The sequence below is a fragment of the Noviherbaspirillum sedimenti genome (assembly GCF_003590835.1).
GTDB classification, from domain to species: Bacteria; Pseudomonadota; Gammaproteobacteria; order Burkholderiales; family Burkholderiaceae_D; genus Paucimonas; species Paucimonas sedimenti.
In genome coordinates this window covers 1,862,739-1,883,825 of sequence record NZ_QYUQ01000002.1, presented here as the reverse complement: position 1 = coordinate 1,883,825, position 21,087 = coordinate 1,862,739, and the positions used below count along the sequence as shown (strand labels likewise).

Here is a 21,087-nt window from a genome sequence, read left to right as displayed (position 1 = left end):
CCATGACCATGCGATTTCTATGCCTGCTGCTGATGATGCTTGCATGCGCCGTTGCGAACGCCAGGGACACGCTCTATCTCTACAATTGGAATAACTACATTGCCGATGAGACGCTGCGGCGCTTCGAAGCGCGCTGCGCTTGCCGGGTCAAGCAGGATTACTATTCCGATAATGAGGAAATGCTGGCCAAGCTCGAGGCCGGTGCCACCGGTTACGATATCCTGGTGCCGACCGGTAATGCGGTTGAAACGCTGATCCGCCAGCATGCCTTGCTGCCACTGGACAAGGAGGCCCTTGGGCATCTCGCCAATATCAAGCCGGCGTTCCTCAATCTCTGGTATGACCCGGGCAATCGGTATTCAGTGCCTTATGCCTATTCGGTCACGCTGATCGGCTACAACGTCGACAAGTTGCGCCAACTGGGATTGCCCACCGATTCCTGGGCGCTGATTTTCGAGCCAAGGTACTTGCAGAAACTCAAGGGCAAGGTGACTGTCCTGAACAGCCAAAGGGAGTTAATGGGGGCGGCGATGAAGTATCTCGGCTACTCCATCCAGGATCGCGACATGCGCAAGTGGGAACAGGCGAAGCAATTGATCCTGCGGGCCAAGCCTTATTGGGCGGCATTCTCCAACAGCACTTACATCAAGGACCTGGCCATCGGCAATATCTGGGTTGCGCACGGCTATTCGAACGACATGTTCCGCGCGCGCGAGGATGCGCGCGCAGCGCGGCGCCCCTTTGCGATCGGCTATTTCACCCCACGGGAAGGCGCGGTTCTGGCGGTCGACAACATGGTGTTGCATCGCGGCGGCCGCCAGGGCGCCCTCGCGCATCGCTTCATCGATTTCATGCTGGAGGGCGAGAATTCTGCGAGCCTTGCCAACATGATAGGCGCGGGGAATCCGAATCGCGACGCCGCACGTTTCATTCGGCACGACATCGCAAGCGATCCGAACATCTTTCCCGATGCGGCAATGCTGCAGCGGCTGGAAATGATTCGCGATATGGAACCGCGCGAACGGCGCATTCTTGGCCGCATGTGGACCGAAATCAAGGTGAAATGAACCGGCTCTGGAGAGGCAGATCAAGGACGGTTTCCTGGATGGGCACATCCCGACGATCCGCAAGCTGTATGCGGACCAGTGCCAGGTAATGCTGTCGGCGCTGGAGGAATTCTTCCCGACCGGTACCCGCTGGACCCGCCCGGAAGGCGGCATGTTCATCTGGGTTCGCCCGCCCGAGCATATCGACAGCATGAAGCTGCTTGATGAGGCAGTCGCCGAACTGGTGGCCTTTGTGCCAAGCGCGCCGTTCTATGCCAACGACCCGCAGCACAATACCTTGCGCCTAAGCTTCGTGACGGTGCCGCCGGAAAAGATCCGCGAAGGCGTGGCGAAGCTGGGCAAGCTGATCAAGGCGAAACTTTAGATCGTAATTGCGCAATATGCCTGGCCAGATCATGCAAGGCGTTACGACCGCGGCCAATGCGGTATTGCCTGCAGCAGGGACTGACCAAACCGATCACGCTGCCGGCAGACCTGCCGCCGGCTCTGGTGTTGTGCTTGATTGCGCATGGCGTGACGCCTTTGTGCCCGCCGCTGAGCGGATCGTGGCAAAACATGGTCGAATCGATGCCACGCATCCTCAGCCGACGCGCATTGGCGGGTCAGTATCCCCAAACGCCGCAGCAGAGCATGGATGCATTGGAAGCGACGGCCGCTTGCTTACATAAAAGATTGGTGCATGCCTTAGCCAGACATTACCTTCTTGTCCTTCGCAACGGCATCTGACGCATCACCAGCGCTTCGCATTCCACTTGCATGCGCCTTGAGCGCCCGGAAGCTGACGCCGCGATCATCCCCCAGCAAATACGCTTGTACGTCGCGCGCCTTCCAGCGGGCCAACTGATCCGCAGCGCGCGGAATCGCACAGAATTTGACCGCGTGCTGGTCGCACGCGGTGGCAATCTTGTCGATGGCGGCTTGCACGTCAGGATGTTGCGCTTGCCCCGGCACGCCATATGACTGGGATAAGTCGATCGCCCCTTCCAGCACCATGTCGATGCCAGCGACCGACAGGATTGCATCCAGGTTGTCGACTCCCTCCCTGTCTTCGATCATTGCCACCACAATGATCTCGGCATTTGCCCGGTTAAAATACGTCGGCAAGTCAATCGCGCCGAAACCGGTGGTGCGTCCGCCGCTGATGCCGCGGCTGCCCAGCGGATGATAGCGGCTGGCCGCGACCGCTTGTTCGGCATCGGCACGACTGCGCACATGGGGCACGACGATTCCGAGCGCGCCGCAGTCCAGTGCGCGCAAGATGGTTTCTGGTGCTGCATTCGGCACACGGACCAGGGCGGTCATGCCTGCGCACTCGGCTGCCCGCACCATGTTTTCCAGTGTCTCGGGGTTGACGCAGACATGCTCCATGTCCAGGATCACGAAATCGTAGCCCGCATAGCCGATCATTTCCACCATCAGGGGCGATGGAATCGAATTGAGCAATCCGAATACCGTCTTGCCGTCGGCGAGCGCGCGCTTAAGCTTGTTCATTTGCAGCATGTGCGTCATCCTCTACCGGCAAATACCATTGAATCGGGTGCGGATGCCGCAGGAAATCGTGGTGCGAAATATGCCATGCGTACGCGCCGGCATAGGGAAACACCACCAGATCGTTGCAGCGCACAGACTCAACAGGCGCATCGGACGCCAGCAGGTCTTTCGGCGTGCAAAGCTGCCCCACCACGCTGATCCGTTCATTCGATGCTTCTGGACGGGGAAACGCATAAGGCCATGCATCGACCGGCAGCACATGGAAGGGATGGCTGTGGCCCTGCGCATAGGGAGTGCGGAAGTGGTGCGAGCCGCCTCGTCCGACCACAAAAGTTTTGCCGTAGCTGCGCTTGATGTCGATAATCTGCATCGCGTAGTAACCGCATGCCGCAGTGATATAGCGCCCCAGTTCGAAGCGCATTCTGACTCCGGACAAGCCGCTCTTTTCCATCAATGCTGGCAAGCCACCGCTGAAAGTTTTCCAATCGAACTGCCGGTCCGGCTGCCGGTAATTGACGCCGATGCCGCCACCGACATTGATCTGTTCAATGGCTAGCCGGTATTGCTCGCACCATTGCAGTGCCTGGTTCAGATAGGCGTCCAACAGTTGCAAATGCGCTTGCGCATCGAGCTGGTGCGACAGCAAATGGAAATGAAAGCCGCACAACCGGATCTCCGGATGGTCGCGCAACCATGCCAGGCATTCCGGCAATTGCTGTGCCGGAATGCCGAAGGGTGTCGGCTTCCCACCCATCATCAAGCTGGTTTCGACGAGCTTGTCGAGCGCCAGATTGATTCGCAACAGCACGCCCTGCGTCTTGCTCCAGGGCTTGACAATTGCGGCCAGGCGCTGCAATTCATTCAGGCTTTCGACATGCAGGCAATCGACGCCTAGCCCGACCGCTGCATCGAGTTCGCTATCGAGCTTCCCCGGCCCACTGAAAATCACCGGCACATCGGCAAAATTCTCGCGCACCCATGCCAATTCGCCGCCAGACGACACTTCAAAGCCGTGCACCAGCGGCGCCAGCGTTTGCAGAATCGGCAAATCGGAATTGGCCTTGATGGCATAGAACAATTCGCATCCTGCCGGCAAGGAACCGGCCACATGGGCCGCGTGCCGGCGTAATCCTTCCAGGTCGTAGACATACGCGCACAAGGGTTCGCCGGCAGCGATTTGTGCCGCGCGAATGCTTGCGAAAACCTTGGCCAGCCTCAGTTCCATGCCTTGTCCTCCGCAATCATCCCCAGCGGGTTGGCGACCGGCAGGTAGGTCGTCGCCCGGTCAGCGCGCTTGAAAAAACGGTTCAACAAATTCGACTTGCCGGGGAATGGTTCGCCATCCAGCAAAGCCTTGATGCGCAGCATCGAATGCGCATCGCCGTGCTGGGTTTGATAATTATGCAGATGGTGCCGCACCACCGACCATAAGCGATGCTGCAAGCGCGGACTACCCGCACCGATCTGGCTGATCGCTTCGCAGAAGTTATTTACAAACAGGCAGTAGGCGATGCGATTCCAGCCCAATTCATTGCTGTACCAGAGTGCTGCGCGGGTGCGCGGAGTGACATGCTGCAACTGCTGTTCGCTAAAACGTTCGCTGACCAGCTTGACGCCTTCGAAGTCGCGCAGGAATACCTGGCGCGGCTCGCCGCTAGCCACGCCAATCACCACGTTTTGCAGATGCGGCTCGAAAATCACGCCATGCGCAAAATAACAATGCAGCACCGGGTACATGACCTCTGCGACATAGCGCGAAAACCATTGTTCCGCCGCTTCTTCAGGCGGCAAGGAGCGGCGCTGCCCCATCTGCGCCAGCAATTCGCGCATGCGCTGTTCGCCGTGGAGATGGTTGCCGAACAACGCGCCGGCCAGCAAGGGAGTGACGCCGGGATGCAGCACCTCGTTGAAGCTGCGACGCAGGATCATGCCGAAGCCCTCTGTCACTTCCCTGTCGAGTTGCTCGTCGTTCTGCATCAGGTCCACCGAGATGAAAGCCGGCTCTTCCAGCACGCGGACCCCGGGAAACTGCTGCTGCAACACGGGCATCAGTTCGCGCATGATTCGCGTGACCTGCAGCGCGCCTTCCAGTTCGTACACGGCATTCTTGCGTACGCAGTTGGTGATGCGGATGTTCAGCGAACCTTTATAGAAATATGGATTCTCCGGGTGAAACAGCGTGCGGATCGACGAGGTTGGATAATACGCTTTCCCTTGCGGACCGAGATCGCGGATGCGGTCGGTGCGGATTGCCTGCGCAACGCTGGCATGCTCCAGTAAGTAACGCGCCTGCCATGGATGCGTCGGGATCAGCGCATAGTCGTCGTCGACGGCGAGGCCGTCAGGCGCCTGCTCGGCAATAATCTGGTCGCAGGGCGTGTCAAGTACCGATTGCTGCAGCAGGTACTCGCGGCGCACCGCGAAATAATGCAGCGGGAACTTTGCCCCTATTTCCGGCGAGTAGCGCAGCATGTCGTCGTAGGAAACCCCCTGACGACTTTTCGGCGCCGGATGGAATGGATGGCCGAATACCAGCGACTGCTCGGACTCGATGAATGCCTGCAAGGGATCCGCTGCGAAAGGCCCCGGGCGCGACGATTGCAGCACCGCCGCGGTGACGTTCACGCTGTCGCGGATCTGCTGCATCAACTCGTCGTTCCTCGGCGTGTCGGTTTGCAACGACAATTCGCGCAATAGCATTCCCGCCAATCCTTCCCAATCAAGCAAGTCCCACGGCTTGGCCGGCGCTTTACAATAGAATGGCGATCGGTAACGGTAATTGCCGGTGACGGAAGCCTGTTCAACCACCGTCAGCAGTCGCGCTCCGCTCAGCGGTAATCGAATGTGCATGACGCTGCCGCCAGTGTTGCTTCCGCTGTTGCGCAACGCCATCTGCACCGACTGCGGCCAGTCGGACTGGCCGAAGAGCGGTCCGACATGCAATTGACCCTGCGGCTCCGCCACCTCGCGGCAATAACAATTCAGCAGCGTTTCCATCGAACGCCGGCGCGCTTCCTGCCGCGCCAGCAACGCGGGATCGATGGCATAGGCCAGATTATTTGCTTGCATGATTTCTCCTGTCATTGATAATTACTGAGGCGCAGGCGATGAAACGTCAACCCTGCGAGATATCCGCCCGCCACAAACATGGCTAGTGCGCCAATGAAAAACGGTGCGCGCACATCGACGGCCTGCACGGCCACGCCGGCAGTGAGACCGGCGGCCACCGCGCCCCACTTGGAACTGCTTTCGAACCAGCCGAACGTCGTGCCGGCATTGCCGCCATGGACGATGGCGGCGATCAAGGCGTGCAGGCCGATAAACCCGGCTGTCATCGCCAGTCCCATCACGACGCGCCAGGCCGTTATCACGGGCAGCGACGGCGCCAATGCCTGTCCCAGAAGCGATACGGCGAGCGCCAGAAACGACAGCGCCAGCGAACGGACCAGGCTGTCTTTTCCGAGATGGCGGCTGAGCGGTACCGCGCAGAGCAAATACATTAAATGCGGCAGGCCGAACAGGACGCCGGCAAGCGCCGGCGACATCGCAGCGCCGGACGATTGGATGAACGGCACAAAGTAGGGAAATGTCATCACGGTGGCGAAGACGAATGCGAACTGCAAGGCGTAGATCTGTCGCGGCGTCGCCTCGACGATCTTGTCTGATGCCGGTGGCGGCGCTTTGCCCGCATTCTGCGTCTGCTGAGTCGGCAGCCGCCAAATGAGCGCGGCCGCGCACAAGGGCAGTAGCGCCAGATAGCGGTACAAACTCAGGGGCGATTCGACCGTCATCATCAGCATGCCCAGGCCGGTCGGTGCGACCACCAGTGCGGCGCGGGCCGACCACTGCATCAAAGTCAGGCTGCGGGTTAATTCCGCGCCATTGACGACGGTTGCCAGGTAGGCGTTGGACGCGGAGAACGTGCCACCGAGCAGACCTTGCAGCAGCAATGCGACGAAAAACACCCAGGTGTTGGGCGCAAAGCCGGCCAGCAGGAAGCTGCCCGCCAGTCCCAGTTGCGCGCGCAGCAACAGCGGCTTCTTGCCGAACCTGTCCGCCAGCTTGCCCCACCACGGGCTGCTGATCGCGGTACAGAAAGACGGCACCACGTAAAGCCATCCGGCCAAATACACTGCGTCGCTATGCAAGGCCTTTTCAAGGATAAGCGCAAAAAACGGCGGCATGCCCAGCGCGACGAATGCCGCGATGAAGTGACCGGCCATGATGGTGCCGATGATGAGGCGGCGTCTGTCAGTTTTCATGTGTGTCTTCATGCCGGCCTCAGGAAGTTGGGCGCACTGCGGCCATAAAACTTGTTGACGTCGGCGGCGCCGGTCTCGCTCTTTTCCGCCAGGGTGGCAGCGATCAGCAGATACTTGATATACAGACGATCGTCTTCAAGCAGCACGCGGCGCGCCAGTGCGGTGTTCTCGCCCGCGCCGGCCAGTTCTGCCAGCACGGATTCGATCCGCCGCCGGACACCGGCATACAGCGTTGCGGTCGACCGGCCGAGGATGGATGCGATGCGCTCGACCAGGACTGCAATATTCAACTGCAGCGTGATTGTCGTAAACATCTGCGCCAGCGGCAGCGGCTCGGTTACTGCCAGGCGCTGATCTTGCAATTCCGCGAGATGCGACGCCAGATTCGGCCAGCGCTGCCTGAGATCATCTAAATGGATGCGCGCCGCGTCGTTGTCCTTGAGCAGGAGGCGCAACCGCGGCTCGCTGTGGCTGACGACGACGACCGAGTTTTGCTGATTGGATTCCAGCGCGATGCCGTAACGCAGCCAGAGCAGCAGGTGCAGGCGCAGCGTCAGGTCCAGATAATCGTTGAAGAACTTCTCGACGTCGCTGCCATAGTAGCGGGCCGCTATGTCCTCCATCGCCAGCTTGCCGGACGGTGCCTGTGCCATCAGCGACGCCACGGGAATCAAAGTACTGTCGCACAACGCCTCCACTGGATAACGCCGCAGGATATAGCCGAGGAACATGCGGTTGTCGACATGCGCACCGCATTGTTCTTCCGTCAGCAATAACCGTCCGGCGATCGATGGCTCGCGTGCGGCAATCGCGCCAAGCGTGCTCTGGATGCTGTGGCCGTCGAGGATCGTACTCGGCTTGATGGTGCGAATGTTCTTCGCCCCGAGTGTACGTATCGTCAGCGGCAGTTTCAGATGCCACTCGGGTGCGTCCAGCAATACCACGGTGCGCACCGACAACGTCGGCGCCACCGTGAGACAAGCCCGTGGCGCATGGGTTACCTGCTCCGCCAATCCATGCTCGCGCAGGAAAGCGTCAAGCTGGCGCTCCCAGACGAAAGGGTGCACCGGAACCAGCGCATGTGTTTGCGCCATCGCGGCCGGCAGGCCGACGTCTTCGAAACCCGGCCACAGCGATGGCCAGCCCTGCTCGCCGGCGATGCTGGGATGGTACAACGCAAGCGGCACGGCCAGCCAGCGCAACTGGAAGCTGCGCTGGAATTCAGGTCCGTACGTGGCGAGCGCTGCTTCGTCAAAGCCGAGCTTGGCGCGCGCGGTCGGATACAACGGATGGTCAAGGAATGCGCCGAGCCTGTCGTAGTACTGCAGGCGGCCATGCCACGCCGATGGCTCGCTAACCGGCCCGGCCGTCCGCAATTCCGAAAACCAGCGTTCGCGCTCGGCTTCGCTCATCGCGCGGTGCGACAGCGCAACCTCGCATTCCTCGATGAAGGCGTTGAACAGCGACGCTGCGCCTGCGTCCAGACCATGCGCGAAGCAGGCAATGATATCCGCCACCGCATACAACTCCTTGACCTGCCCACCTTCCTGCCACAGCAGCGGCAAGTCGGCGCCGCGCCAGTCTTGCATGAACGTAGCCTCGTTCACCGGGATCCAGAGCACGCCGTTACCGAAGTGCGACACCTTGAGCCAGGCGCAAGCGCTGGATTCAAGCTTGGGCAAGCCGGCTGGCGAGGCGGCAGGCGACACCAGTTCAGCCTGGCTCACGCACGCGCGCACGTCTTCGCGCAACAGCGCATCCAGCACGCGCCGGCGAATATATTGCGCATGTTCTGCGTGCACCAATTGGACTTCCTGGTCCGGCGCTGTTTCAAGCGTAATCGCATTCATGCGGCGATCCTCCATGCCAGGGACCGGCCGATCCGCTCCACCTCCGCACCGAGGCGCTGCGCGTCGGGCCCGGTGGCGCGCAGCACGCCTAGGTAATCCTTGTTTGAATTTGTCAGGCTTATGAATTCGCCGATCGAGCGTAGCGGCTTATAAGAGAACAGTTGTCCATCTGTTTGATTGACGAACGCACCCGGCGCCTCGGTCAGGCACCCCGCCGACGGCGCGGTGAAGTAGCGGATCAACGCGGCATTTTGCGCAAGTTCGAGCTGCGGCATTGGCTCGCCCAGGTAGAGCCGCAGCACGATTTCAAACAAGGGAATGGCGAGCGTATCCTGCAGCAGAAATTCGCGGTAATCGCCAATATTGCGGTAATTGATTTCGATCAGGCGCGGCCCTTTGTCCGTCATCACGAATTCGGTATGGCATGCGCCGAAACCGACGCCGAAGCGGCGGATTATGTCGACCACTTGTGCTTCCTGCGCGGCGGTCAAGCCTGTCCCCCATTTCGCCTCCAGTTCGACGAAGTACGGCGGCGGCGACAGCTTCACCTGAAAGCCGCCGAGCACGTGAAGTCGTTTGCCGTCGCCCAGCGTTTCCAGCGTATAAAGCGGGCCTTCGATATATTCTTCCAGCAGTAGCGGCAGTCCCGGTTGCTCGGACCAGACGGCTTCGCATTGCGCCTCCAGTTCGGCGCGTTCATGGCTCAGCGTAACCTGCTGGCTGGCGACGCCTTCGCGCGGCTTGACGATGCATGGAAACGGCATCCCCTTCGTTGCTTGCGCCAGTCCCGCCTTGTCACAGACTACGGCATGCCACAGCATATCCAGCCCGCGGTTTTGCAAGCTGGCGCGCATTTCCGCCTTGTTTTTGGCACGATAGGCGACATGCCAGTCCTTGCGGGGCAAGCCGAAATAATCCGCCACGATAGCCGTGCTGGCTTGCAGGTGGTCGCTATTGGAGAAAATTGCCGCCGGCGCTTGCGAGCGGCAGGTGAGCGCGCCGATGACCGCCAGCGGATTGAACACGTCACAGGCAATGATCTCGTCAGGATAAGTTGCCAATCGAGCTTGACCGAAATGCTGCTGATGGGCTTCTGCATGATCAGTCAACAATACGACCGACAAGCCGAGGCGCTGCGCCGCCGGGATAAAGCCAGCATTGATGGCATCGGTAGGCACGTGGGCCAGAATGATAAGTTCTTTCATGATTCTCCTTGAAAATCGGTTTGCAATGTCAAAGGTATGGCCGCACCCGATGAAGCTTGAGCTCCGGTAGGCAAGCGGAATGCGTTGTCAAGAACGGGCGCGGCATGCGCGACCGTCAAGTGGGATATTTGTCAGGCGAGATCTGCTAACCGGACGACGATCGTACCTGGCGGCAGGTCGAATCCGGGCCGGCGCACTCGATACAAGTGGAGCCCGGATCGGAAGTTACGCAAGATGCGATGGTTAACGGGACGGCGATACATTCTGTCCGGCAGCTACGGATTTTCATTGAATTCTCCTGATTGGAAGCCGCATACGACATGAAGCGGGCTGCCTTTCCCGGAGAACGGGATTTGGTGGCTGGCTGTTGCGGGATGACGGTTACGTCTATACGACCGTACGCTGGGTACGCAAAAGTCGCTACGTAACCAGCATGTGGCAGATAATATCCGAAATGAGAATCATTCGCAACAAATTTCAAATGAATGGTGGACGCCCCTGCCTGCACCTAAAAATTTCTTGCAATAGTCGATCAGATCAGCAAAAATCCAATAAACGATAATGATTCTCATTCATATAGTGGGGCAAAAATGCATCAACCTGAAAGAAACAAGGCTGCAGCAAAAAATTGCGAAACGGCTACATCCCTTCCTGCTCCGGTGAAAGACACAGCGAAACGCATCAAAAGCAAGGATTTTTTTCAGCAAACAAAAGAAGTGGAAATTGATCATGAAGGCCGGATTTCCCGGTTGCGCCTCACGCAACTCAACAAGCTGATCCTGACAGCCTAGATTGACCAAAAGTATGCAGTCCAAGACGGCATAACAAGTCCGTCGAAATCTCGCCAGCCAACCGCCGCATCGTGCTCTTCGCGGTAGCCAGCCCCCATCTGACCGAACAAAAGGAGCTTTGCATGGCCATCGATGGAATCAATCCTGCGTTTCTTGAACCAAATTGCACACCTTCTCAGCCCGAACTACTCATTTCCGCAGCTTTACACCTGATGTCGCATTACACCGCAAACACCAGCGAGAGCGGCACTTGCATCAAGCTGGCGTCTGTCATCGAGCGCCATATGAAGGCGCTCGCCGAGTTGCCTGAACTGGCGCCGGTATTGCGCGCCACCTGCCAGCAATTGTCGGAACAATGGGCCACCGTTGTTGAGCGGGCGATGCCTCAGCCGGATAGGCGCAATCCCCTTTTGCGACTCGTCGCAAGTGCGCGGTCAAGTGAGTGTGCAGTCCATGCACAAACTTAACGGAACAAGCGCATGGCTGACACGCAACATATATTCAGCCTCTGGCGAATTGTCGTTGTACAATTTCACGTTAACCTATGCGATTGATAACTAATTAAATTTTTCATTGGTATTCGACAGCCAGCCAAGGTCTTTTTGACGCAATAGCCAGCCAGCGAATTTATATATATAAATGGAGCATCATGGCATTCAAAGAACCACGACTGGCACTGCTAGTCGCGCTGGCTGTTCAACAATTATCCAGCGCTGCGTTTGCACAGAGCGCAACGCAAGCTGAAACGGGCCTGCCCGAAGTCAAGGTAAGTGGCACGCGCGAGCTGGCGCCAACCTACAACGCACCGACCGCGATCACCGCAACCAAAATTGAAGCACCGTTGCGCGATATTCCACAGACTGTCAATGTGGTGCCGCAACAGCTGCTACGTGACCAGCGGGCAACGTCCATGCAGGATGTGCTGAAATCCGTGCCGGGAATCGGCATGTCGCATGGCGATGGTCAGCGCGATGAGGTAACGATCCGTGGTTTTAACGCGATCGGCGATCAGTTTATCGACGGGGTACGCGATGATGCAATGTATTTTCGCGATCTTTCGAACATCGAACAAGTAGAAGTTATCAAGGGGCCGGCATCTGTCCTATACGGTCGCGGTTCTTCGGGTGGCCTGATCAACCGCATCACCAAGAAACCCGGCATCGACAAGAGTGAAGTCACGGCCCAGGTGGGAAGCTGGAATCAGCGTCGCGGCGAAATCGACCTGGCACGCAATTTCAGCGAAAACGGCGTAGCATTCCGGGTTACCGGCGCCATCGAGCGCGCGGACAGTTACCGGGACAAGCAATTCCTCAATCGCGAAGCTCTGGCGCCGTCCCTGTTGCTCAAGCTGGGATCCGACACGAACCTTTTGCTCCAGGCGGAGTACCTGTCGGATCGCCGTGTAACGGACTTCGGCGTTCCGGCCTACCGCGGAAAGCCTGTCGACGTGCCCACCAGCACCTATTATGGCGCCGCCAATGCGGCTGAGGTGGATACCTCCGAAGCGAGAATGACCGCAGTTGGGTTTACGCTGAACCATCGTTTCAGCAACCAGCTATCGGTGCGCAATGCCTTCCGCCACTATGATTACAAGCTGAACCGGAATGACACCTTTGTCAATTCGGTCAATGAAGCCGCCCGCAGCGCCACACTGCTGCACAACAATACGCGACGCGAAGAAGATGGTTATTTCAATCAGACCGAACTGACGCAGAAAGCTGAGTTGGCCGGCATGGAGCACCAGATTTTGTATGGCATCGAAATCGGCAGGCAGGATAAAGACCAGTTCCGCCGGCGCGCCAATGCCGGAACTGTCTCGCTCTTCAATCCTGTTCTGCCCGTGGTGGCACTGAACGCCACGGCCGCGCCGTTTGTCGACAATCTGGGCATCATGAAAACCAGCAGTGCGTATGTGCAGGACCTGGTAACGCTATCGGATCGATGGAAGGCGCTGGCCGGTGTCCGCTACGACCGCTTCGAACAGGAGACGAAGGAGAGAAGAGCAGGGCAACGGAATCTGTCGCGCAGCGACAAGGAATGGAGCCCTCGCATCGGACTAGTGGACTGTAACAATTGATTCGGGAGTGATTCGCTTGCTTGGATCGAAGTACTTCCACTTCACTGGCTTTGGCTGGGTGTTGTAGTGACGGATGTAACGCATGAGTTTTCTCTTGAGATCAGTCAGCGATGTGAAAACGCCCCGCGCAATGACGTCGCGTTCGATTTTTGCAAACCACAGTTCGACCTGATTCAGCCAGGATGAATACGTAGGAGTGAAATGCATATGCACCGTGGGATGCGCCTCCAGAAATGCCGCGACGAGCTTGGTTTTGTGCGCGGAGAGATTGTCGGCGATGACGTGGATTTCTTTGCCCTTGGGTTGATTGGCGACGATGTCTGTGAGGAAGGCCACGAACTCAGCCGAGGTGTGTCGCGCAGCGGTCTTGCCCAGCACCTCGCCAGTCCTGGTGTTGAAGGCGGCATACAACGACAGCGTGCCGTGCCGGTAGTATTCGAATCCATGGCGTTCGGCGCGTCCGGGCGACAGCGGCAGCACTGGGTCTTTCCGATCCAGCGCCTGGATTGCAGTTTTTTCGTCCACGCAAAACACGGCCGCGTGCTGGGGCGGATTCATGTAGAGGCCAATCACATCGGCGGCCTTGGTTTCAAAGTCGGGATCGTTGGAGGCGAGATAGCCCTCGAGGCGATGCGGCTTGATGCCATGCTTGGCCCAAATGCGCGCGACCGCCATGTGCGAAATCCCCCCGCCCAGTTCGGCAGCCAGCTTGCGTGTCGACCAGTGCGTCGAACCATCGGCCGGTTTGTGTTTCGTGGTTCGGGCCAGGACGCGTGCCTCGATGCGGTCGGTGACCTTGTAGCGTTCCCGCCCGGCATGGCGCGAAAACAGTCCGGCAAGCCGGTCTGCGGAAAAACGCTTGCTCCAGAGATCAATGAAGCTGTCGCTGCAATCGAGCTTGGCGCGGATATCGGCCCAGGTATGGCCATCGGCCAGCAGCAAAATCAGCCGGGCGCGACGTGCAGTATCTGCCCGTCCATTCCTCGCACTGACCTGTTGTTGGAGCTCCATGCGTTCGCTTTTGGTGAGTATCATCATGCCCTCCATGAGCATGAGTATACTTCGTTTTTAAATGTTACAGTCCACTAGTGTATCAGCCGTCGTCGAACCAGTCTTATTACGCCTCCTACAGCAAGTCATTTCAGCCGTCGGCCGAAGCGTTTCCATTGGCGGCAAACAATGAGCAAATCGCGCCGGAAGAAACGACCAATCACGAAATCGGCGCCAAGCTGGATTTCTTCAATGGACAAGTATCTTCAACGGCATCGCTGTTCCGGATTGAACGACGCAATATCAAATCGATCGACCCTGCGACGAACCGGCTGATCCCAATCGGCGTGCAACGCACCGACGGCCTCGAACTGACTCTTGCCGGAGACTTGACAGGCGGCTGGAAGATTTGGTCAGGCTACGCTTATCTCGACGCAAAGATAACGGAATCGATTGCAAGAGATGCGGGACAACCGTTGCAGAGCAAGCAGCCGTCACTTACGCCCAGGCATAGCGCGAACCTTTGGCTGACCAAAACCTTTGCGAATGGTTATCGCGCCGGCGCCGGCGTGAACTATGTCGCCGATCGCTTTGCGAACCCCGGCAATACCGTCACGCTGCCTGGCTATACGACCATCGATGCCATGCTGGGATATCAGGCTCAAAAGTTTGAACTCCAGTTGAATCTCAATAACCTACTGGATCGCAAATACATCGTATCCGGGCACGGTACCTCGCCGAATCTGAATCTGCCCGGCGCTCCCCGTAATGCCCAGTTAACGGCGCGCGTCAAGTTCTAGCAGAGTTGACGAAAACGGCATGGTGCGCATTATCCGCTGCACCATGTCGTCATGGATACATCCTTGCGTCTTCACCAAAGTCGGCCCACGCAGATGTGAGCAATCACCGCATTGGCCTTCAGTTAAAGTAAAGCCGCCAAACCGCTCGCCTTGATCTTCGACTCCAGCGCCTTGCCCTTGCGCGCGCGCTTGCCGATGTGCTCGCCGAGCCCGGAGGCAGACAGCGTCACTTCCTGCGCCTTGCCGCCACGGCCGGCGCCGGAGACCAGCACGCCGCGCTGGCTGATCGGTTCGGCTGCCAGCAGTTTTTCATTCTTTTCCAGATCCATCAGGATCACGCCGCGGCCGCCGCCGGACAGCGTCTTGATTTCATCCAGGCCGAAAACCAGCACGCGACCCTTCTCGGACAGGCAGGCGATCGCACTGGCCTTGCCCGCCACAGGGCGCGGCGCCAGCGGCATGTCGCCATCATCCAGGGTCATGAAGGCCTTGCCGCCGCGGGTGCGGCTGACCATGTCGCCGGCGCGGGCGGTGAAGCCGTAGCCTGCGCTTGATGCCAGCAGCAGGGTGGTATCGGCCACGCCGACGAAGTAATGCAACAGCTGGGTGCCGCCAGCCATCTCGACCAGCGTCGTGACCGGCACGCCGTCGCCGCGCGCGCCGGGCAGGGCAGACACCGGCACCGAGTAAATGCGGCCGTTGGAGCCGAAGGCCAGCAGGTTGTCCACCGTGCGGCATTCGAAGGTGGCGTACAGGCCGTCGCCGGCCTTGAAGCCGAATTGCGCGGCGTCGTGGCCATGGCCGTTGCGCGAGCGCACCCAGCCCTTTTGCGAAATGATCACGGTGACCGGTTCATCGATCACCTTCTGTTCGATCACGGCGCGTTCGGCTTCCTCGATCAGGGTGCGGCGGGCGTCGCCATATTGCTTGGCGTCGGCTTCGATTTCCTTGATCACCAGCCTTTTCATCGAGGCCGGGTTGTCCAGCAAATCCTGCAAACCGGCTTTTTCATTGCGCAATTCCTGCAATTCCTGCTGGATCTTGATCGCTTCCAGCCGCGCCAGTTGGCGCAGGCGGATTTCCAGGATGTCTTCGGCCTGGCGGTCCGACAGCCTGAATGCGGCGATCAGCGCCGGCTTGGGCTCGTCGGATTCGCGGATGATCTTGATGACTTTATCGATGTTCAGGAGCACCGCTTCGCGGCCTTCCAGGATATGGATGCGGTCGTTGACTTTCTGCAGCTTGAATTGCGTGCGGCGGGTAATGGTGACGAAGCGGAAGGCGATCCATTCGTTGAGGATGTCGGCCAGGGTCTTCTGCCGCGGCCGGCCGTCGCCGCCGATCATCACCAGGTTGGCCGGCGCGCTGCTTTCCAGCGACGTGTGCGCCAGCAGCATGTTGGTGAATTCGGTCTGGTCCTGGTTCTTCGACTTCGGCTCGAACACCAGGCGCACCGGCGCCTCGCGCCCGGACTCGTCGCGCACCGTATCCAGCATGGCCAGCACATTCTGTTTCAGGGTCAGCTGGTCGGGCAGCAGCGACTTCTTGCCGAGCTTGATCTTGGGATTGGTGATTTCCTCGATTTCTTCCAGCACCTTTTGCGACGAGGTGCCGGGCGGCAGTTCGGTCACCACCACCTGCCACTGGCCGCGCGCCATGTCTTCGATCTTCCAGCGCGCGCGCACCTTGAGTGAGCCGCGTCCACTGTCGTAGATATCGGCGATCGCCGCCGCCGGCGTGATGATCTGGCCGCCGCCGGGGAAGTCCGGTCCGGGGATGAATTCCACCAGCTCACGGCTGGTGAGTTTCGGGTTCCTGATCAGCGCTACCGCCGCTTTCGCCACTTCCTGCAGGTTGTGCGGCGGAATCTCGGTGGCCATGCCGACCGCGATTCCAGAGGCGCCGTTGAGCAAGACCATCGGCAGGCGCGCAGGCAGCAGCTTCGGTTCTTCGGTGGAGCCGTCGTAGTTGGGCTGGAAATCCACCGTGCCCAGGTCGATTTCATCAAGCAGCAGCTTCGAGATCGGCGTCAGGCGTGCTTCAGTGTAGCGCATGGCCGCGGCGCCGTCGCCGTCGCGCGAACCGAAGTTGCCCTGGCCGTCGACCAGCGGGTAGCGCAGCGAGAAATCCTGCGCCATGCGCACCATGGCATCGTACACCGACTGGTCGCCGTGCGGATGCAGCTTGCCCAGCACGTCGCCCACTACCGCAGCCGACTTGCGCGGCTTGGCGGTGGCGTTCAGGCCGAGTTCGTGCATGGCGTACAGGATGCGCCGCTGCACCGGCTTCTGGCCGTCGCAGACGTCCGGCAGGGCGCGGCCCTTGACCACGGAAATGGCGTAATCGAGATAGGCTTGTTCGGCAAAGCTGGCCAGGGTCAGGGATTCGCCGTCGTCGGGCAGGCTGGTTTCAAACAGATTGGCTTGTTCGGTCATCGTGATTCGGTGAATTATTCGTATGTGGTCGTCATTGCCGCCGGCAGGCTGCGGCCGGGGATGGTCATGCGGATGCGGCCGCCGCCTTGCGGATTCGACAGCCTTGCCACCTGGGCCTGGTCCGCCGCCACCCGGTGGTAGAACCGGTAGAACTGCGCCACCAGTTTTACGTAATTGCGGGTCTCGGGGTAGGGCGGGATAGTGTTGCGGTACTTTTGCACGGCGCCTTCGCCGGCGTTGTACGAGGCGATCACCAGCTCGGGCTGGCCGGGAAACAGCCGCGACAGGTCGCGCAGATAGCGCGCGCTCAGGCGGATATTGGTTTTAGGGTCGGCCAGCTTCTGTTCGAGCGATTTTTTCGCGCCGGCCTGCAGGCCGTAGCGTTCGGCGGTGGCCGGCATCACCTGCATCAGGCCGATGGCGCCCTTGGGCGACACTGCCGCCGGATTAAAGCCGGATTCGGCCGCCATGATTGCCTTCAGCAAGGCCGGCTGCAGGCCGAAATCGCTGGCTGCCTGGTGCAGCAGGGGCTCAAATTTTTTCAGGTTGGGGTGCCCGTCAAGGTGGCGCGACAGCGCCGGCGAGACCGGCTTGTGCTCGCCCGATGGCACGGGTAGATCAAGCCGCCCGGTATCGAACACGGCATCGCCGCGTGCATACAACTGATAGCGGTCGTCCAGCTTTTCGGTCGAAAAATGTGCGGTGCCCTGCGCATCGACATAGCCATAGATGTCGGCATGCGCAGCCGCGCCCGTCAGCGACAGGCCCAGCGCCAGAAGGATCGCCGGCAGCGTGCGCATCAGATATCGGCTTCCGCTTCGTTGCCGTGCTCTTCCAGCCAGGCGCGCCGCGCAGCCGCTTCGCCTTTGCCCATCAGCATGGTGAAGCGCGCCTGCGAGGATTCCAGGTCGAAGCCGCCCAACGCCACCGGCAGCAGGCGCCGGGTGTCCGGGTTCATGGTGGTTTCCCACAATTGTTCGGCATTCATTTCGCCCAGGCCCTTGAAACGGGCAATGCTCCAGCCCCCTTCCTTGACGCCGTCCTTGCGCAGCTTGTCCGCGATGGCCGTCAGTTCGGCATCGTCGAGCGCATAAACTTTCTGCGCCGGCTTCTTGCCGCGCGCCGGCGCATCGACCCGGTACAGCGGCGGCCGGGCGATGCAGATGTGGCCGCGCGCGATCAGTTGCGGGAAGTGCTTGAAGAACAGGGTCAGCAGCAGGACCTGGATGTGCGAGCCATCGACGTCGGCATCCGACAGGATGCAGATGCGGCCGTAGCGCAGGCCCGACAGGTCGGGGGTATCGTTGGGGCCGTGCGGATCGACGCCGATCGCCACCGAGATGTCGTGGATTTCGTTGTTGGCAAACAGGCGGTCGCGTTCGGTTTCCCAGGAGTTCAATACCTTGCCGCGCAGCGGCAGGACCGCCTGGAATTCCTTGTCGCGGCCCATCTTGGCCGAGCCGCCGGCGGAATCGCCCTCGACCAGGAACAGTTCGTTGCGGGTGATGTCGCTGGATTCGCAATCGGTCAGCTTGCCCGGCAGAACGGCGACGCCGGAAGATTTTTTCTTTTCCACCTTTTGCGCCGAGCGCAAGCGGGACTGCGCCTGCTTGATCACCAGATCGGCCAGCTTCTTGCCGTAATCGACGTGTTCGTTCAGCCACAATTCCAGCGCCGGCTTGGAATAGCCCGACACCAGCCGGACCGCATCGCGCGAATTCAGGCGTTCCTTGATCTGGCCCTGGAATTGCGGGTCCAGCACCTTGGCCGACAGCACGAAGGAGACCCGGGCAAATACGTCTTCCGGCAAGAGCTTGACGCCCTTGGGCAGCATCGAGTGCATCTCGACAAAGCTTTTCACCGCGCCGAACAGGCCATCGCGCAAGCCCGATTCGTGCGTGCCGCCGGCGGAAGTCGGAATCAGGTTGACATAGGATTCGCGCACTACATTGCCGTCCTCGGTCCAGGCCACCACCCAGGCCGCGCCTTCGCCTTCGGCGAAGCCTTCAGCATCGGCATTCGCATATTGTTCGCCCTCGAACAACGGGATCACCGGATCGGCGCCGGAGGCTTGCGCCAGCGATTCGACCAGGTAGCCGCGCAAACCCTGGTCGTATTGCCAGCTTTGCGTGTCGCCATTTTTCGCATTGACCAGGGTGACTTTTACGCCGGGCAGCAGCACTGCTTTCGAGCGCAGCAGACGTTGCAATTCGCCCGGCGGGATCGCTGCCGAATCGAAGTATTTGGCATTGGGCCAGGCCGTCACTTTCGTGCCGGAGCGCTTTTCATCCTTGGCCAGGCTGCGCGATTTCAGTTTTTCGATCACGTCGCCGTCGGCAAAGGCCATGTCATGCGCGCGGCCTTCGCGCCAGACCGTGATTGCCAGACGGGTTGATAACGCATTGGTGACCGATACGCCGACGCCGTGCAAGCCGCCGGAAAACGAATAGGCGCCGCCCGAGCCCTTGTCGAACTTGCCGCCGGCATGCAGGCGGGTAAACACGATTTCCACGGTCGGCACCTTTTCTTCCGGGTGCAGGCCGACCGGGATGCCGCGGCCGTCATCTTCGACGCTGACGCTGCCGTCGGTGTTGAGGGTGACCAGGATATTCTGGGCGAAGCCGCCGAGCGCCTCGTCGGAGGCGTTGTCGATCACTTCCTGGATGATGTGCAGGGGGTTTTCCGTGCGGGTGTACATGCCCGGCCGCTGCTTGACGGGTTCGAGTCCTTTCAGGACCCGGATCGATGATTCGCTGTAATCGGAAGAGGATTTTTTGGTGGCCATGCAGGATGATGAGTGAATACAAAAACTGTTTATTTATACAGTAGAAATTTTACAGCCATCAGATTACTCTTTTCCAGCAATTTCTGCATGAGCAATTTTTGTTGCGATAAAGGTAATGTGTGGCTCGCCTGCAGCCGCCTATTTGCTCAACATGCGCATGCCACGCTCCAGCCCGTCCAGCGTCAACGGGAACATTTTTCCCTGCATGATCTGGTGAATGATGGCAATCGACTGGCGATATTGCCACAAGCCTTCCGGTTCCGGGTTCAGCCAGATGAATTTCGGAAAAGCCTGGGTAAAGCGCTGCAGCCAGTTGGCGCCGGCTTCGTCGTTGTTGTATTCCACCGAGCCGCCCGGTTGCAGGACTTCATACGGACTCATGGTGGCGTCGCCGACGAAGATCAGCTTGGTATCCGGCGTATATTTGCGCAGCACATCCCAGGTCGGGAATTTTTCGGCATGGCGGCGGCGGTTGTTCTTCCAGAGGTAATCGTAGACGCAGTTGTGGAAATAAAAGAACTCCATGTTCTTGAATTCCGCACTGGCGGCGGAAAACAATTCCTCGGTGCGGGCGATATGGTCGTCCATGCTGCCGCCGACATCGAGCAGCATCAGGACTTTGACATTGTTCTTGCGTTCCGGCTGCATTCTGATATCCAGATAGCCGGCATTGTTGGCGGTGGCGCGGATGGTGTCGTCCAGCGCCAGTTCTTCCTGCGCGCCTTCGCGGGCGAACTTGCGCAGGCGGCGCAGCGCCACCTTGATGTTGCGCGTGCCAAGTTCGCGCTCGCTATCGTAATCGCGGTAGGCACGCGCTTCCCACACCTTGACTGCGCTGCGGTTGCGCGATTCGCCGCCGATCCGTATGCCTTCAGGATTGTGGCCGCCATGGCCGAAAGGGGAGGTGCCGCCGGTGCCGATCCACTTGCTGCCGCCTTCGTGGCGTTCCTTCTGTTCCTCCAGCAGCTCGCGCAGGCGATCCATCAGCTTGTCGTAGCCGAATTTTTCCAGTTGCGCAATCTGCTCGGGCGTCAGTTCCCGTTGCATGCGCTGGATCAGCCAATCCAGCGGGATCTGGCTGTTTTCTCCGAAAGTTGCGGCGATGCCCTTGAAATACAGACCGAAAGCCTGGTCGAACTTGTCATAGTGCGCTTCATCCTTGACCAGGGTGGTGCGCGCCAGATAATAAAAATCATCCAGCGAGGGGCCGATCACGCCCTTGTGCAGGGCTTCCAGCAAGAGCAGAAATTCCTTGATCGAGACCGGAATTTTCGCGTCTTTCAGCGTGAAGAAGAAATCGATCAGCACGGCAATCCCCTGGCGCCCGGCATGGC

16 protein-coding genes and 1 pseudogene are annotated in these 21,087 nt (G+C 59.5%); 6 read left to right on the top strand and 11 right to left on the bottom strand.

Features of this window, described 5'->3' with window-relative positions; genetic code table 11:
• Positions 1–2 precede the first annotated feature (2 nt).
• Complete coding sequence (locus D3878_RS08840; RefSeq protein WP_233556278.1) at positions 3–1,067, top strand: polyamine ABC transporter substrate-binding protein; 1,065 nt, start codon at positions 3–5, stop codon at positions 1,065–1,067.
• Positions 1,068–1,086: 19 nt separating this feature from the next.
• Positions 1,087–1,431 (top strand): annotated as a pseudogene (locus D3878_RS08835) (aminotransferase class I/II-fold pyridoxal phosphate-dependent enzyme); the annotation flags it as partial.
• A 320-nt stretch (positions 1,432–1,751) separates the two neighbouring features.
• Here D3878_RS08835 and D3878_RS08830 read toward each other — a convergent pair.
• The 6 genes from D3878_RS08830 to D3878_RS08805 are packed head-to-tail and all read right to left on the bottom strand — an operon-like array spanning position 1,752 to position 9,875.
• Positions 1,752–2,567 carry an HpcH/HpaI aldolase family protein gene (locus D3878_RS08830; RefSeq protein ID WP_119785138.1) on the bottom strand — a complete coding sequence of 272 codons (816 nt, stop codon included), beginning with the start codon at positions 2,565–2,567 and terminating at the stop codon, positions 1,752–1,754.
• Positions 2,545–3,783, bottom strand: a complete 1,239-nt coding sequence (locus tag D3878_RS08825) for a type III PLP-dependent enzyme (RefSeq protein ID WP_119785137.1) — start codon at positions 3,781–3,783, stop codon at positions 2,545–2,547. The genes D3878_RS08830 and D3878_RS08825 overlap by 23 nt, the downstream gene beginning before the upstream one ends.
• On the bottom strand, positions 3,774–5,627 hold the full coding sequence (locus tag D3878_RS08820) for an IucA/IucC family protein (RefSeq protein WP_119785136.1): 1,854 nt from the start codon (positions 5,625–5,627) through the stop codon (positions 3,774–3,776). Before D3878_RS08820 ends, D3878_RS08825 begins: the two co-directional genes overlap by 10 nt.
• 11 nt (positions 5,628–5,638) lie before the next feature.
• Positions 5,639–6,820, bottom strand: a complete 1,182-nt coding sequence (locus tag D3878_RS08815) for an MFS transporter (protein WP_119785135.1) — start codon at positions 6,818–6,820, stop codon at positions 5,639–5,641.
• Between the two features lie 8 nt (positions 6,821–6,828).
• Positions 6,829–8,670, bottom strand: a complete 1,842-nt coding sequence (locus D3878_RS08810; protein ID WP_199688121.1) for an IucA/IucC family protein — start codon at positions 8,668–8,670, stop codon at positions 6,829–6,831.
• Positions 8,667–9,875: an ATP-grasp domain-containing protein gene (locus D3878_RS08805; RefSeq protein ID WP_119785132.1), complete on the bottom strand. Its 1,209-nt coding sequence runs from the start codon at positions 9,873–9,875 to the stop codon at positions 8,667–8,669. Before D3878_RS08805 ends, D3878_RS08810 begins: the two co-directional genes overlap by 4 nt.
• Positions 9,876–10,465: 590 nt before the next feature.
• Here D3878_RS08805 and hemP point away from each other — a divergent pair.
• The 3 genes from hemP to D3878_RS08790 all read left to right on the top strand — a co-directional run bounded on the left by hemP (position 10,466) and on the right by D3878_RS08790 (position 12,743).
• The gene (gene hemP, locus D3878_RS08800; protein WP_119785130.1) at positions 10,466–10,666 is read left to right on the top strand and encodes a hemin uptake protein HemP; all 201 of its coding nucleotides are present in this window, start codon (positions 10,466–10,468) and stop codon (positions 10,664–10,666) included.
• A 122-nt stretch (positions 10,667–10,788) separates the two neighbouring features.
• Positions 10,789–11,133 (top strand): hypothetical protein, encoded by a 345-nt coding sequence (locus D3878_RS08795; RefSeq protein ID WP_119785128.1) that lies wholly within the window; start codon positions 10,789–10,791, stop codon positions 11,131–11,133.
• A 182-nt stretch (positions 11,134–11,315) separates the two neighbouring features.
• On the top strand, positions 11,316–12,743 hold the full coding sequence (locus tag D3878_RS08790; protein WP_119785127.1) for a TonB-dependent receptor: 1,428 nt from the start codon (positions 11,316–11,318) through the stop codon (positions 12,741–12,743).
• Here D3878_RS08790 and D3878_RS08785 read toward each other — a convergent pair.
• Positions 12,723–13,778, bottom strand: coding sequence for an IS630 family transposase (locus tag D3878_RS08785; protein WP_119785054.1), 1,056 nt, complete (start codon positions 13,776–13,778; stop codon positions 12,723–12,725). The two genes, D3878_RS08790 and D3878_RS08785, sit on opposite strands and share 21 nt — an antisense overlap.
• A 53-nt stretch (positions 13,779–13,831) precedes the next feature.
• Here D3878_RS08785 and D3878_RS08780 point away from each other — a divergent pair, with 53 nt between their 5' ends.
• Positions 13,832–14,533 (top strand): TonB-dependent receptor, encoded by a 702-nt coding sequence (locus D3878_RS08780; protein WP_119785125.1) that lies wholly within the window; start codon positions 13,832–13,834, stop codon positions 14,531–14,533.
• A 122-nt stretch (positions 14,534–14,655) separates the two neighbouring features.
• Here the strand turns inward: D3878_RS08780 and parC are convergent, their stop codons facing one another.
• From parC to D3878_RS08760, 4 genes are all read right to left on the bottom strand, one after another.
• Positions 14,656–16,968: a DNA topoisomerase IV subunit A gene (gene parC, locus D3878_RS08775; RefSeq protein WP_119785124.1), complete on the bottom strand. Its 2,313-nt coding sequence runs from the start codon at positions 16,966–16,968 to the stop codon at positions 14,656–14,658.
• A gap of 14 nt (positions 16,969–16,982) precedes the next feature.
• Positions 16,983–17,768 (bottom strand): lytic transglycosylase domain-containing protein, encoded by a 786-nt coding sequence (locus D3878_RS08770; protein WP_119785122.1) that lies wholly within the window; start codon positions 17,766–17,768, stop codon positions 16,983–16,985.
• Positions 17,768–19,753, bottom strand: coding sequence for a DNA topoisomerase IV subunit B (locus D3878_RS08765; RefSeq protein ID WP_119785121.1), 1,986 nt, complete (start codon positions 19,751–19,753; stop codon positions 17,768–17,770). Before D3878_RS08765 ends, D3878_RS08770 begins: the two co-directional genes overlap by 1 nt.
• A gap of 138 nt (positions 19,754–19,891) precedes the next feature.
• Positions 19,892–21,061, bottom strand: a complete 1,170-nt coding sequence (locus D3878_RS08760; RefSeq protein WP_119785120.1) for a vWA domain-containing protein — start codon at positions 21,059–21,061, stop codon at positions 19,892–19,894.
• Positions 21,062–21,087 lie beyond the last annotated feature (26 nt).